This is a genomic window from Gordonia sp. 852002-10350_SCH5691597, assembly GCF_001665715.1.
Classification (GTDB): Bacteria; Actinomycetota; Actinomycetes; order Mycobacteriales; family Mycobacteriaceae; genus Gordonia; species Gordonia sputi.
The window spans coordinates 99,848-112,448 of the sequence record NZ_LZMO01000188.1 but is presented as its reverse complement, the minus strand read 5'-3'; the positions used below and the strand labels follow the sequence as shown (position 1 = coordinate 112,448).

The following is a 12,601-nucleotide window of genomic DNA, read 5'->3' as shown; positions in this document are numbered from 1 at the left end:
TCGATCTCATCGCGGGTCACGCCGAGGATGAACAGCACCGCATCGAGGAACGGGTGGTTGAGCGCGGCGTCGGCGACCTCACGAAGCGCGGGTTTGGCGTTGAAGGCGATCCCGAGGCCCGCGACCGAGAGCATGTCGATGTCGTTGGCCCCGTCGCCGACGCCGCGCTCAACCACCCGTTCCTCGATGCGGTGCTGTTCATCCTCGGCGTGACCCGCGATGAGATCGAGGCCGCCGACGCCGCGGACGGAACGTTGCGGCGCGTCCCGTTGCCATGACGTCCGCGGAGTCCGGCGTCGATCCCCTCGACGACGCCTATCGACGTCTCGTCGACTATGTCGGCGGCGCCGATGATCCCGACGACCCCGCCGACGTGCTCGCGATGCAGATGGTGTTGCGGATCGAGAAGTCCGACCCGCCCGACCGCACCGAGTTGCTCACCGCGGCAGCGCGGTCGGTCGCGTTGCTCTGTCTCGATGACCGATCCGGTGCAGACGGCCCGTGGTCTGAGCCGATGACGGCGTGGTGCGATGCGCGCATCCGCAAGATTGCTCGCCGTGCACGAGGGACGCATTGGCTTGCGGCACAAGAGGTGTGGGGTGTCACGGCCACTGAGGGTGACGCCCAGGCGCGGGCGTTCGTTCCCGGACGGGTCGGCGACGTCGACCGTCGTATCTCTCGTCTGCAGATCGGCGGCACCGACGTCGACGGGTCGTTGCCGTCGACGCCTGTTGGAGCGGGCGTATGTCTCTGGGTGAATCCCGACCTCGAGATGACCGTCGGCAAGCTCGCAGCGCAGGTCGGCCACGGGGCGATGCTCGCCGTCAAGCTTCTCAACGAGCCGTCGGCTCGTGCATGGCGTGACGCCGGGTGTCCACTGTCGGTGTGCCTCGCCGATCGAGATCGGTGGAAGAGACTGCTCGCCGCCGATGCTCAGCAGCGGGCCGTCGCCGTGCGCGACGCAGGTTTCACCGAGATCGCGCCCGGGTCCGTCACCGTGATTGCGGAGGTGGTCGACAAGTGAGCGAGGCGTCACGACTACCCGAGTGGGCACGTTCACTGGACCTGCAGCCCCACCCCGAGGGTGGTTGGTATCGCGAGACCTGGCGTAGCGGCGTCGAGATTCCTTGTGAAGCACTGCTTTTCGGATATGAGGGCACCCGCGTGGCTGCGACTGCGATCTACTTCGTGTTGCTTCCGGGCGAGCAGTCGTCGTGGCATACGGTGCGCGGTGCGGAGATGTGGCTCTTCCATCGCGGGGCCCCGGTGGAACTCGACCTCGGCGGTGAAGGGGAGGAGCCGAACGACGTCGAGACCGTGGTCGTCGGCCCCGACGTGGGCTCGGGGCAGCGTCCGCAAGCCCTTGTCCCGCCTGGGCATTGGCAACGCGCGCGTGCAGTCGGCGACGAGGCGTCGCTCGTCAGTTGCGTCGTCGCGCCGGGGTTCGACTTCGCGGATTTCGCGCTACTCGAACCGCGCCGTTAAGCGCGGTTCACGCCGTGGACGCCGCGTCGACGGCGTTGCCCTGGCCGTCGGGCACGCGCTTGGCGATCTCGCCGACGCCGACCGAGTACCAGCGCGCGGCCGCTCGTGGGTCCTCGTCGTAGCGTCGAAACCAGCGAGCTGCGAAGTCGGGGAGTCGCTCGTAGAGAGGATCGTGGTCGGGTGCCTGTGACCGCACGAGTCCGACGAACATCTCGATCATCTCGCGCAGCGGTACCTCGGCGTAGGTCGTGTCGTACTCCGCGTGTGTCCGATTGAACCGCCACACGGCGGCCATCGACCGTAACGTGACCCCTGCCGGGACCAGGTCGGCGAACTCGCCGCCCTCACCGACAGGTACGTGCTCACGAAAGCCGTCGCCGACGATCTTCAGCATCTCGTTCAAGTGCTTGACCACTCCCGCGATGGTCTTGAGCCGGTAGGGATAACTGTCGTGGACGGCGTCGTACACCCTCAGTGCCGAGCTCCGATGCTCCATCTCCTCGACGAAGTGCCAAATGAAGAGGGAGGAAATGCGCTCATCACCGGGTTCGAACAGCTTGTCGTCGTGGTCGAGGAACACGCGGAAGTAGGGCGTGAAGGTCGCCTCGACCACCGCGGCGTAGGCCAGACGCCAGGCGAGTGGCTTTGTCGCGAGCAACCGGTCGTAGGAGGCGACGACCTCGTCCATCGTGTGTTTGAGTCCGGGCCACCGACGGATGAGGGCTCGCAGGTGGGCCAGGTGCGCCGCCGTGTGCTGGCCCTCCTGCTTGATGTAGTCGGTTGCTTCGTCGACCATCTCCGGATCGCGCATCAGCGGCAGCGCTTCGCGTGTCGACTGCACTATCAGCTTCTCGAAGCCGGGCGCGAAGAACGACACGACGTTGCACTGCATCGCGAAGGCGGGTCGCTGTGGGTGCCAGTTGAACGGGATGTCGTCGCCGGCGAGGTCGAACTTGACTCTGCGGACCTTGAGGTCGGACATCCTGACTCCTCATCGCCTGCCGGGCCCGACTCGGCCTCGGCGTGATGAGGTTGATCATACATAGAACGACGGTGTGTATGACCAAAACGCTCGATCGATCACACCGGCTGCGTGGAGGGCTGCACCGCGGGAGCGAGGTGACCGAGCGTGCTCAGCCACACGTCGCGGTCGGGAGCGATCGACGCGACGATGAGTTCGTCGGCGTTGGCGTGCCCGGCGAACCAGTCGAGGTAGTCGCGGACCTCCGCGGGGGTGCCGACGCCCGCATAGGTCAGCATCGAGTCGATCTGCCCGCCCTGTGGCATCTCGAGGATCGCGTCGGCTTCGTCGTCGGTGAACTGCCGGCCACCGCGACCGAGGAGTGCGGTCACTCGTTGGCGCTTGGCCTGGCGGAGCTGCGCTGCAGCGACATCCGGATCGTCGTCGGCGATCACGCAGACGCCCGCGATGACATACGGTTCGGCGAGTGCCTCGGATGGCTGGAATTGGTCACGGTAGAGCGCGACGGCTTCTTCGAGTGCCTGCGGAGCGAAGTGCGACGCGAAGGCATAGGGCACTCCGAGCGCGGCAGCGAGTTGTGCACCGAACAACGACGAACCGAGGATGTAGAGCGGGACGTCGGTGCCTGCACCGGGTGTCGCGCCGACTCCTGGAATGCGCGATTCGCCGCGCAGATAGCCCTGGAGTTCGAGGACGTCGGATGGGAAGCGGTCGGCCGACGCCATGTCACGACGCAGCGCGGTGAAGGTCTGCTGGTCGCTGCCGGGGGCTCGACCGAGACCCAGATCGATGCGGCCGGGGTGTAGTTCGGCAAGGGTGCCGTACTGCTCGGCGATCGTCAGCGGCGCGTGGTTGGGGAGCATCACGCCCCCTGCGCCGAGGCGGATTGTCGAGGTGTGTGCCGCGACATGTGCGATGAGAACGGCAGGTGCCGACGACGCTATCGAGCGCATGTTGTGGTGTTCTGCGTACCAGATTCGCCGGTAGCCCCAGAGCTCGGCTTTGGTGGCCATTTCTGTTGAGGCGGCCAGGGATTGGGCGACGGTTTCGTTGCGACCGACCTGGGCGAGATCGAGGATGGAGAGATCAACGGGCATACCTAGGGCAAGGAGCGCGGCGTCGAAGGTATTCCCGTTCCGGGGCCGTTTCGGTGTGGGCGAACACGTCGACAAAAACGTCGATGCGAAGTGTCGCGTCCGGGCATCCGGGAGGCCGCGCGGTAGGGCACGATGGGACGGGTGAGTGACACTGCATCCTCGGACCCAGACCTCCTCGTCGATTTTCGTGACGTCACACTCGTGCGCGGTGGCAAGACGCTCGTCGGGCCGATCACGTGGCAGGTCGAGCTCGACGAGCGCTGGGTGATCATCGGTCCCAACGGTGCGGGCAAGACGTCGTTGTTGCGCATGGCCGCCGCCGAACTGCACCCGACGTCGGGCACCGCGTATCTGCTCAACGAGGAGCTCGGCCGAGTCGAGGTGCGCGAGTTGTCGACGCGCATCGGAGTGAGCAGTCCCGGCCTCGCGGATAGGGTTCCCGACGACGAGGTCGTCAGCGACGTCGTGATCTCGGCGGGCTATTCGGTGATCGGTCGGTGGCGCGAGGACTACGACGACGTCGATCGCGCGCAGGCCGTCGAATCGCTGGAGTCGATGGGCGCTGAACATCTCGCCGACCGGAGATTCGGCACGCTGTCGGAGGGTGAGCGGAAGCGCGTGTTGATCGCCCGCGCGTTGATGACCGACCCCGAGCTGTTGCTCCTCGACGAACCCGCAGCGGGCCTCGACCTCGGCGGTCGTGAGGAGCTCGTCGACCGGCTGTCGATTCTCGCGCAGGACCCCGACGCGCCCGCCACCGTGCTCATCACCCACCACGTCGAGGAGATTCCGCCCGGCTTCACCCACGCGATGCTGCTCTCCGAAGGCGGCGTCGTCGCGCAGGGCCTCCTCGGCGACGTGCTGACGAGCAAGAACCTCTCCGACACCTTCCGTCAGCAGATCACGCTGACCAAGGACGGCTCCCGCTTCTTCGCGCGTCGTTCGCGTCGTGCCGGATCCCATCGACGGGCCGCCGGGTAGCAGCGATAGTGTCGATTCGGTGACGCGGACCACAGGTGGTGGCCCACGTAGGAGTTGGCCATACCCGGTCGGCCCATACCGGTCAGCCCACATACCAGTCGGCACAGAGCAGGAGATCGACATGACCGATACAGACGCCGCGACAGCCCATGCGGAGACGGTCGCGCCGTTGCGCGACGCCGCGACGGTCGTGCTGGCGCGCGACGCTGACGGCGGCATCGAGGTCTTTCTGCAGCGTCGGGTCAAGCAGATGGCGTTCGCCGGTGGGATGACGGTCTTTCCCGGTGGCGGCGTCGACCCGCGTGATGCCGACGCCGATCTCGCGTGGACCGGCCCCGACGCGGCCTGGTGGGCACAGCAGTTGGGCACCACGGAAGAGCTCGCCCAGGCCCTCGTCTGTGCTGCGGTTCGCGAGACGTTCGAGGAGTGCGGTGTGCTGCTCGCGTCGCGGCCCGATGGGTCGTTCGCCGACCCGGCGACGCTGCGCGACGAACGCGGCAAGCTGGTCGACAAGACGATCTCGTTTGCCGAGTTCCTCCGCGCCCACGACCTCACGCTGCGCGCCGACCTATTGCGTCCGCTCGCGCACTGGATCACGCCGAAGAACGAGAAGCGACGTTACGACACCCGCTTCTTCCTCGCGGCCATGCCCGAGGGGCAGATTGCCGACGACGCGACGTCGGAGGCCGACGTCGCGCGGTGGGCCGGCGCGGCCGACGCTCTCGCGGCCTGGTCTGAGGGCAAGCACTTCCTCCTGCCGCCGACCTGGTCTCAGCTGACCGAGGTCGCCCGGTTCGACACCGTCGACGAGCTGCTGGCCGCCGAGCGCACGATCGAGGCGATCGAACCGGAGGTGAGCGCTGGGCATGGGCTGAGCGGCTTGAGCTTCTCCGGTTCCGACGCATACATGGCGACGCTCGCCGACCAGCCCATCCCTGACATCACGCTCTGAGGGCCCCTGCCTGAACCCGCTGCGTGCGGGTCTTCAGCGGTCGAGGTCGACGACGTCCGGGTCGTCGGTGCCGGTCCCCGCTCGATCGGTCTCTCCTCGATCGGCCTCGTCTCGGTCGGCCCACTCCAGCAGGGTGTCGATGCGGTAGGCGACGTCGTCGATCTCCGCGTGCAGGTCGCCGAGTTCGGCGAAGCGCGCGGGCATTGTCACGATGGTGAAGTCGTCGGGCGCGACGGCGTCTACCTCCGACCACAGGATCGGCGCCGAGACCGTTGCGCGCGGATTGCCTCGTACCGAGTACGCCGCGGCCATCGTGTGGTCACGCGTGTTCTGGTTGTAGTCGACGAACAGAGCGGCGGGGTCGCGGTCCTTACGCCACCATGTCGTGGTGACCTCGTCAGGTGCTCGACGCTCCACCTCGCGCGCGAAAGCCAATGCGGCGCGGCGTAATTGGTTGAAGCTCCACTCAGGTTGGATTCGTACGTAGATGTGCATGCCGCGTCCGCCGGACGTCTTGGGGAAGCCGCGCACACCGAGTTCGTCGAGCACCTCGTGCGCGACGTGCGCGACCCGCTGCACGCGATCAAAGGTGCACTCTGGCATCGGGTCGAGGTCGATGCGCCATTCATCGGGCAGCTCGGGATCCGAGCAGCGCGAGTTCCACGGATGGAACTCGACCGTCGACATCTGCACCGCCCAGATGACGCTGCCCAGTTCGGTCACACAGAGCTCGTCGGCGGTACGACCGAAGCGCGGAAAGTAGATCTCAGTGGTCTTCAGCCAGTCCGGGGCGCCCGCGGGCACGCGCTTCTGGTGGACCTTCTTGCCGTCGACCCCCTTGGGAAATCTGTGCAACATGCACGGCCGGTTGCGCAGCGCCCGCACGATGCCGTCGCCGACCGACATGTAGTAGTCGGCGAGGTCGCGTTTGGTCTCGCCGCGCTCAGAGAAGTAGATCCGGTCTGGACTCGAGAGTCGGATCGTCCGTTCACCGACGGACAGTTCGACGGGTTCGCCGGCCGACGACTTCGAGGACGGCGAAGATGCCATGAACCAACTGTATGTCGTCGGGTGTCTGCGGTGGCCCACATCACGGCTGGGCGTCGCTGGACGGTAGCCTTCGACACATGCCTGAGTTCGTGACTCTCGAGACCTCTGACGACCATCCAGGAGTGGGAACGATCCTGCTCAACCGTCCGCCGATGAACGCGCTGAACCGGCAGGTCCAGACCGAGTTGGAGGCGGCGGCGCGCGAGGCGACCGACCGTTCCGACATCAAGGCCGTCGTCGTCTACGGCGGACCCAAGGTACTGGCGGCAGGCGCCGACATCAAAGAGATGACCGACATGACGTTCGCCGAGATGTCGAAGGTGGCCGGTCGCCTGCAGCGTGCGCTCGGATCGATCTCCGAGATCCCCAAGCCGACCGTCGCCGCGATCACCGGATACGCACTCGGTGGCGGACTCGAGGTGGCGCTCGGCGCCGACCGTCGTATCGCGGGCGACAATGCCAAGCTCGGCGTGCCCGAGGCGTTGCTCGGTGTGATTCCCGGAGGCGGCGGCACTCAGCGGCTGGCGCGTCTCGTCGGCCCCGCCAAGGCCAAGGACATGATCTTCACGGGCCGCTTCGTCGGGGCGGAGGAAGCGCTGAGGATCGGTCTGGTCGACGAGGTCGTCGCACCCGACGAGGTCTACAACGCCGCACTCGCATGGGCCGGGCAGTTCCGCAACGCCGCGAGCTTGGCGCTGGCTGCAGCAAAGAAGTCGGTCGACCAGGGACTCGGCGTCGACCTGGAGACCGGTTTGAAGATCGAGGAACAGCAGTTCGCGTCGCTCTTTGCCACCGACGATCGCAAGATCGGTATGGATTCGTTCATCGCCAACGGACCGGGCAAGGCACAGTTCACCGGGAAGTGACCACGGATCTTCCTCCCGACGGCGGGTAGGGTTCAACGGCAACGTGTCGTTACCGGCGGGTAGGGACCCCGCTGTCGGCCACGGCAGTCGCGACGACACAGGGCTAGTGCGACGACACAGAACAGGGCGAAAGTAGGAGACATGACGACCACGGAGAACGAGTCGGCAACAGATCGCGTCGATCCGGCACCCAATCCGCATGCCACCGAGGAGCAGGTCAAGGCCGCGCTCGAAGACACCAAGCTCGCGCAGGTGCTCTATCACGACTGGGAAGCCGAGACCTACGACGAGAAGTGGTCGATCAGCTTCGACGAACGGTGCATCGACTACGCGCGCGGTAGGTTCGACGCCGTGGCCGCCGACGAGTCGCTGCCCTACGAGCGGGCAATGGAACTCGGCTGTGGCACAGGATTTTTCCTGCTCAACCTGATGCAGTCCGGTGTCGCGAAGAAGGGCTCGGTCACCGATCTGTCGCCGGGAATGGTCAAGGTCGCGCTGCGCAACGCGGAGAACCTCGGCCTCGACGTCGACGGCCGGGTTGCCGACGCCGAGCGGATTCCCTACGACGACAACACCTTCGACCTCGTCGTCGGTCACGCGGTGTTGCACCACATCCCCGACGTCGAGCAGGCGTTGAGTGAAGTGCTCCGTGTGCTCAAGCCGGGCGGGCGTTTTGTGTTCGCGGGCGAGCCGTCGACGATCGGCGACTTCTACGCGCGGTGGATGAGCCGGGCAACCTGGTGGGCCACCACCCACGTCACCAAGTTAGGGCCGCTCAAGGCGTGGCGTCGACCGCAGGAGGAGCTCGACGAGTCGTCGCGCGCGGCGGCGCTCGAGGCCGTTGTCGACATCCACACCTTCGATCCCGACGAGTTGGCCGACATCGCGCGTTCGGCGGGGGCCGACCGGGTCGAGACCGCGACCGAGGAGTTGGCCGCCGCGATGCTCGGCTGGCCCGTGCGTACCTTCGAGGCCGCCGTGCCGTCGGAGAAGCTCGGTTGGGGCTGGGCCGGATTCGCCTTCGGCGGGTGGAAGCGCATGACCTGGCTCGACGAGAACGTGCTGCGTAAGGTCGTGCCGCCGAAGTTCTTCTACAACGTCGTGGTGAGCGGGTACAAGCCGCGGTGATCGAGACTTCCGGCGCGGAGTGACGCTCACCGCGCATGTGCCAAGCTGTCTGTGGAACCGGCACGCGCCAGGGGAGTTGCGACTTGGGATACGAATTCACGCTCGACGATGTCGCTTTCCTTCGTGGTCGCTATGGGGAGAAGGCGCTCGAGGTGGTCTCGGGTATGGCGTTGACGCCGTCGTCGATGATCGCCGACGTCGAAGCGGCGCGACGACGCTACGCGCCTCACGACGCCGCGCTCATCGAGACCGTGCGCGATCGACGGCGAGCTGCGCGCAAACTGCGCGACGCCGATCAGTGGCTGCTCACCGACGATGCTCTCCAGCAGGCGACGCCGAGTGTGGTTGCGGCACATCGGGCTGCCGAGATCGCGCGCTGTTTCCCCGGTGCGGTGATCCACGACGTCACGTGTTCGATCGGTGGTGAGGTCGTCGAGCTCGCGTCGCAGGAGGGCATCGGTGGTGTGATCGGCAGCGACCTCGACCACGTGAGACTGTCCATGGCGCAACACAATCGGCACGTCCTCGGGCAGTTGTCCACTCCGACTGCGCTTCTCGTCGCCGATGCACTGACCCCCACCTCGACGGCCGACGTGGTGATCGCCGATCCGGCCCGACGTTCCGGCGCCGGACGGGTCTTCCGGCTCGATCAACTGACGCCGCCGCTTCCCGATGTGTTGATGACCTATGCGGGTCGCGTCGTGATTGTCAAATGTGCTCCGGGACTTGACTATCGGGCACTGCGCAATCGCTTCGGCTTCACCGGGGAAGTGCAGATCACCTCCCTTGACGGTGGTGTCCGTGAAGCCTGCCTGTGGAGCGGACCGGGGATCGTCGACCGAACACGAGCAACAGTGCTGCGTACCGGTGGCGACGCCGCGGTGGGCGGTTTCGAGGTCAGCGACGACGAGCCCGACGACGTCGACCAACACGGGCCGGTGGGTCGGTGGATCGTCGATCCCGACGGCGCCGTCGTCCGTGCCGGACTGGTGCGTCAGTACGCCGCACGGCACGCTCTGCGGCAGCTCGACCCGCAGATCGCCTACCTCACCGGCGAGCAGGTGCCGTTGGGCGAGCGAGGATTCGAGGTCATCGAGGAGGTTACGACGTCGGAGAAGGCGTTGCGGAAGACCCTCGCCGCGCACGACTGCGGCACGTTGGAGATACTCGTCCGCGGCCTTGACGTCGACCCCGACGCGTTGCGGAAGCGGTTGCGTCTCAAGGGTTCGCGGTCGCTGACGCTCGTGCTCACCCGCGTCGGCCGCAAGGGCGTCGGGTTCCTGTGCGAGGCCGGGGTCAGGGCGCGATAGTCGCGCGCAGAAAACCACACCCCTCGGGCCCTCCGCACGTACCGGTACATGCGAGCTACCCACGGGACGCGACTTTCTGCGCGGCCTCACTGCGACAGCGACCCAAAGGCTTCTCGGCGGCCGACTACGGCTGGCCCTGCGAGAGCTCGGCACCGGCGATGTACCAACCGCCCGGATCGAGGTGGATTGAGTCGCCCTCGCGATGCGAGGCCTCCGACTCGAGATGACCGGTGGTACCCAGCTCGACAGTCACATCAGCAGGTTCCTGAGCGGCGTTGAGCGCCACAGTGATCGGCTGTTCAGTGTGCACGCGGTAGACCAGTAGGCCCTGGTTCACGTCGAGTGTTTGCACGCGCGCGTGCTCGATGTCGGGGAAGCGACGTCGAAGTCCCAGCAGCCGCTGGTGGAGTCGGTAGATTGCGGGCAGCGAGGCGTCGTCGGGAGGTGTCTGCTGCAGCGGCGGACGGATCGCGTCATCGCCGCCGACGCGTTCTTCTTTCGTTCCGGTCCAACCCAATTCGTCGCCGTAGTAGATCGCCGGGGTGCCGGGCAGGGTGGCCAGGAGCACGACGGCGAGATCCGCGGAACGCTGGGCGAGGCGGGTCGCAATGCGGGTCACGTCGTGATTGCCGACGAACGTCCACGGTACGAATGTCGACAGCATCTCGTCGTGGCGTGTCAGCGCCCACTGCAGTTCGTGCATGTTGGCGTCGATGATGCTGCTCCACACGGCTTTCCACAGCTCGTACTGGGTCACCGAGTCGACGCCGCTGTCGGAGACGAATCCCGGATAGTCGCCGTGAATCACCTCTGCGAGCACATAGGTATCGGGGAATCGCTCACGCACGCGGGGTAAAACAGTGCGCCAGAAGGCAGGTGGGACCGCATAGGCCGCATCGAGACGCCACGCGTCGGCGCCTGCGTCGAGCCAGTGGCACATCACGTCGACGACCAGATCGGCTACGTCGGGATTGCGGTGATCGAGCGCGACCAGATCGTCGTGGCCTTCGAACGTCCGCACCGCGCCGTCACGTTGACGACGCGCCCAGCTCGAGCCGTCGGCAACTCGATCATGTCGGCGTGACACATGATTGAACACGCCGTCGAGCATGATCCGGATGCCACGCGACCGGCATGCGGAGACGAGTGCGTCGAAGTCGGCTTTGTCGCCAAGACGTTCGTCGATCGTGAAGTAGTCGAGGGTGTCGTAGCCGTGGGTCGCGGACTGAAAGATCGGACCGAGCGCGATCCCGTTGACTCCCAACGCGACTGCGTAATCGAGCCAGTCGATGAGTGCTGACAGCGGACGTTGGCAGGTCCGGTCGGCGCCGGTGGTGTCGGCGCCCAGAGCGCCCAGCGGGTACACGTGCCACCAGATCGACGTCGCGACCCAGTCCGGCGTGGTGGCTGTCATCAGTCGATGTTCTTCTTCGAGTCGAAGAAGAACACCTCTCCGATGTTCGTGGCCGTGGCGATCTGTCCCGACGGCGACACCGCGACGCCCGTCGCGAAGCCTTCCGCGCCGGGCATCGCCACAGTGCGCTTCGTGGCACCGTTCGACGTGTCGACCTCGACCAGCGACAGCGAATTCTTGCCCTGATCGCGTACGACGGTCCACGCGGTCTTCGATGACGTGAGAGTCGACAGGCTCACCGCGGCGAGATCCTTGCGCTGCCACACCTGCTCAGCTTTGTCGCCGCGGTCGCGAAGCAGGGTCAGCGGTGCGCCGATGACACCGGTCGGGATGATCAGGCCGTCGGGGGAGACGGTCATGGACGCGAATCCGTACCCGCCGTTGTCGTAGGTCCACTTGGTCTTGCCGGTCGCGGCGTCGAGCGCGACGATCTGACCGAGTCGGCTGAACGTGTAGAGGGTGTTGCCGTCGGCCGACAGCGTCGGTGCGCCGATCACACCGCCGGGAACGTCGGCATGCCAGACCTCGCGGACAACACGTCCGTCGTTCTGCTTCGCGTACGAGAAGCCGCGGATCTGCGACGCGATCGCGCCGGTCGGCCAGAAGTTCAGGAAGAAGCGGCTGTGCTGTTCGTCGACGGCGGGCGGCGCGGGCACGGCGCAGCGCGGGCCGTTGCTGACGCAGTCGCCGTAGCCCCAGAGCGGGTCGCCGGGGTCGGCCTCGGGTCGCAGGCGCACCTCGGGTGCGGTGAAGTCGCTGTTCTGGGTGTTGAGCATGAGGATCTGACCCTGCGTGGTCACCACGAGTACCTCGCCGGGAGCCGCGAACTTGGCCGACAGTGGCACCCCGATGACCGGCATCCGCCAGCGGATCGCGCCGCCGGCGTTGAACGCCACGAAGGTGGTCTCCTCGCCGACGTAGGGCTGATCGAACTGGTCGAGGAGGGTGGAGTTTCCCTCGATGCCCGCACGCATCCGTTTGCAGAAGTTCATACGCCCGGAGTTGGGATCGAGGGCGAACAGGTTGCAGCCGTTGGCGGTGCTCGCGGTGACGTTGACGTTCGAATGGTTCGACAGAGTGAGAGGTGCCGTCACCGGGCCGCCGGTCGGTCGGGTCCAGCTCAGGGCGAGGTCGTCGGGGATCGACGGGTAGGTGTAGTTCGAGTTCGCGCCGTTGCCGCCATAGCTCGCCCAGCCAGGACTGGCGACCGAACGTACGTCGATGTGCCCGTCGGAGCAGGCACTGAGCGCCAACACGCTGCCGAGCAGGAGCGCCAGGGGCACCAGAACCCGTCGCGGTACCCGAATCCGGCGGCCAACCTCAGCCATCCTGCTCC

General features: G+C 66.5%; 12 protein-coding genes and 2 pseudogenes. 8 read left to right on the top strand and 6 right to left on the bottom strand.

Annotation, left to right across the window (positions count from 1 at the left end; translation table 11 throughout):
* Nucleotides 1–161: pseudogene (locus A5777_RS24210) on the bottom strand (HAD hydrolase family protein); the annotation flags it as partial.
* Between A5777_RS24210 and A5777_RS24700 the strand changes: the two are divergent.
* The 3 genes and pseudogenes from A5777_RS24700 to A5777_RS13885 form a co-directional block, all read left to right on the top strand.
* A pseudogene (locus A5777_RS24700) lies at nucleotides 153–278 on the top strand (phosphoserine phosphatase); the annotation flags it as partial. The pseudogenes A5777_RS24210 and A5777_RS24700 sit on opposite strands and share 9 nt — an antisense overlap.
* Nucleotides 275–1,024, top strand: coding sequence for a peptidyl-tRNA hydrolase (locus tag A5777_RS13890; RefSeq protein ID WP_064863092.1), 750 nt, complete (start codon nucleotides 275–277; stop codon nucleotides 1,022–1,024). The pseudogene A5777_RS24700 and the gene A5777_RS13890, both read left to right, overlap by 4 nt.
* Entirely contained in the window at nucleotides 1,021–1,485 is a 465-nt protein-coding gene (locus tag A5777_RS13885; RefSeq protein WP_064863091.1) for a cupin domain-containing protein, read from the top strand. Before A5777_RS13890 ends, A5777_RS13885 begins: the two co-directional genes overlap by 4 nt.
* Nucleotides 1,486–1,492: 7 nt before the next feature.
* Here A5777_RS13885 and A5777_RS13880 read toward each other — a convergent pair whose 3' ends face one another.
* On the bottom strand, nucleotides 1,493–2,467 hold the full coding sequence (locus A5777_RS13880; RefSeq protein ID WP_064863090.1) for a metal-dependent hydrolase: 975 nt from the start codon (nucleotides 2,465–2,467) through the stop codon (nucleotides 1,493–1,495).
* Nucleotides 2,468–2,565: 98 nt separating this feature from the next.
* The gene (locus A5777_RS13875; protein WP_064863089.1) at nucleotides 2,566–3,564 is read right to left on the bottom strand and encodes an LLM class flavin-dependent oxidoreductase; all 999 of its coding nucleotides are present in this window, start codon (nucleotides 3,562–3,564) and stop codon (nucleotides 2,566–2,568) included.
* A gap of 132 nt (nucleotides 3,565–3,696) precedes the next feature.
* On the opposite strand from A5777_RS13875, the gene A5777_RS13870 reads away from it, so the two are divergent.
* Nucleotides 3,697–4,545: an ABC transporter ATP-binding protein gene (locus tag A5777_RS13870; protein WP_064863088.1), complete on the top strand. Its 849-nt coding sequence runs from the start codon at nucleotides 3,697–3,699 to the stop codon at nucleotides 4,543–4,545.
* Nucleotides 4,546–4,666: 121 nt separating this feature from the next.
* A complete protein-coding gene (locus A5777_RS13865; RefSeq protein ID WP_064863087.1) occupies nucleotides 4,667–5,497 on the top strand; it encodes an NUDIX hydrolase in 831 nt (276 codons plus the stop codon).
* A 33-nt stretch (nucleotides 5,498–5,530) separates the two neighbouring features.
* Here A5777_RS13865 and ligD read toward each other — a convergent pair whose 3' ends face one another.
* A complete protein-coding gene (gene ligD, locus A5777_RS13860; RefSeq protein WP_064863086.1) occupies nucleotides 5,531–6,547 on the bottom strand; it encodes a non-homologous end-joining DNA ligase in 1,017 nt (338 codons plus the stop codon).
* Between the two features lie 77 nt (nucleotides 6,548–6,624).
* Between ligD and A5777_RS13855 the strand changes: the two genes are divergently transcribed.
* The 3 genes from A5777_RS13855 to A5777_RS13845 all read left to right on the top strand — a co-directional run bounded on the left by A5777_RS13855 (nucleotide 6,625) and on the right by A5777_RS13845 (nucleotide 9,851).
* The gene (locus tag A5777_RS13855) at nucleotides 6,625–7,413 is read left to right on the top strand and encodes an enoyl-CoA hydratase/isomerase family protein (protein WP_064863085.1); all 789 of its coding nucleotides are present in this window, start codon (nucleotides 6,625–6,627) and stop codon (nucleotides 7,411–7,413) included.
* A 141-nt stretch (nucleotides 7,414–7,554) separates the two neighbouring features.
* Entirely contained in the window at nucleotides 7,555–8,541 is a 987-nt protein-coding gene (locus A5777_RS13850) for a class I SAM-dependent methyltransferase (RefSeq protein WP_064863084.1), read from the top strand.
* An 83-nt stretch (nucleotides 8,542–8,624) separates the two neighbouring features.
* Entirely contained in the window at nucleotides 8,625–9,851 is a 1,227-nt protein-coding gene (locus A5777_RS13845; RefSeq protein WP_064863083.1) for a THUMP-like domain-containing protein, read from the top strand.
* Nucleotides 9,852–9,975: 124 nt separating this feature from the next.
* On the opposite strand, the gene A5777_RS13840 is transcribed toward A5777_RS13845, so the two are convergent.
* The gene (locus tag A5777_RS13840) at nucleotides 9,976–11,265 is read right to left on the bottom strand and encodes an alpha-amylase family glycosyl hydrolase (RefSeq protein ID WP_064863082.1); all 1,290 of its coding nucleotides are present in this window, start codon (nucleotides 11,263–11,265) and stop codon (nucleotides 9,976–9,978) included.
* Entirely contained in the window at nucleotides 11,265–12,593 is a 1,329-nt protein-coding gene (locus tag A5777_RS13835) for an outer membrane protein assembly factor BamB family protein (RefSeq protein ID WP_064863081.1), read from the bottom strand. Before A5777_RS13835 ends, A5777_RS13840 begins: the two co-directional genes overlap by 1 nt.
* Nucleotides 12,594–12,601 lie beyond the last annotated feature (8 nt).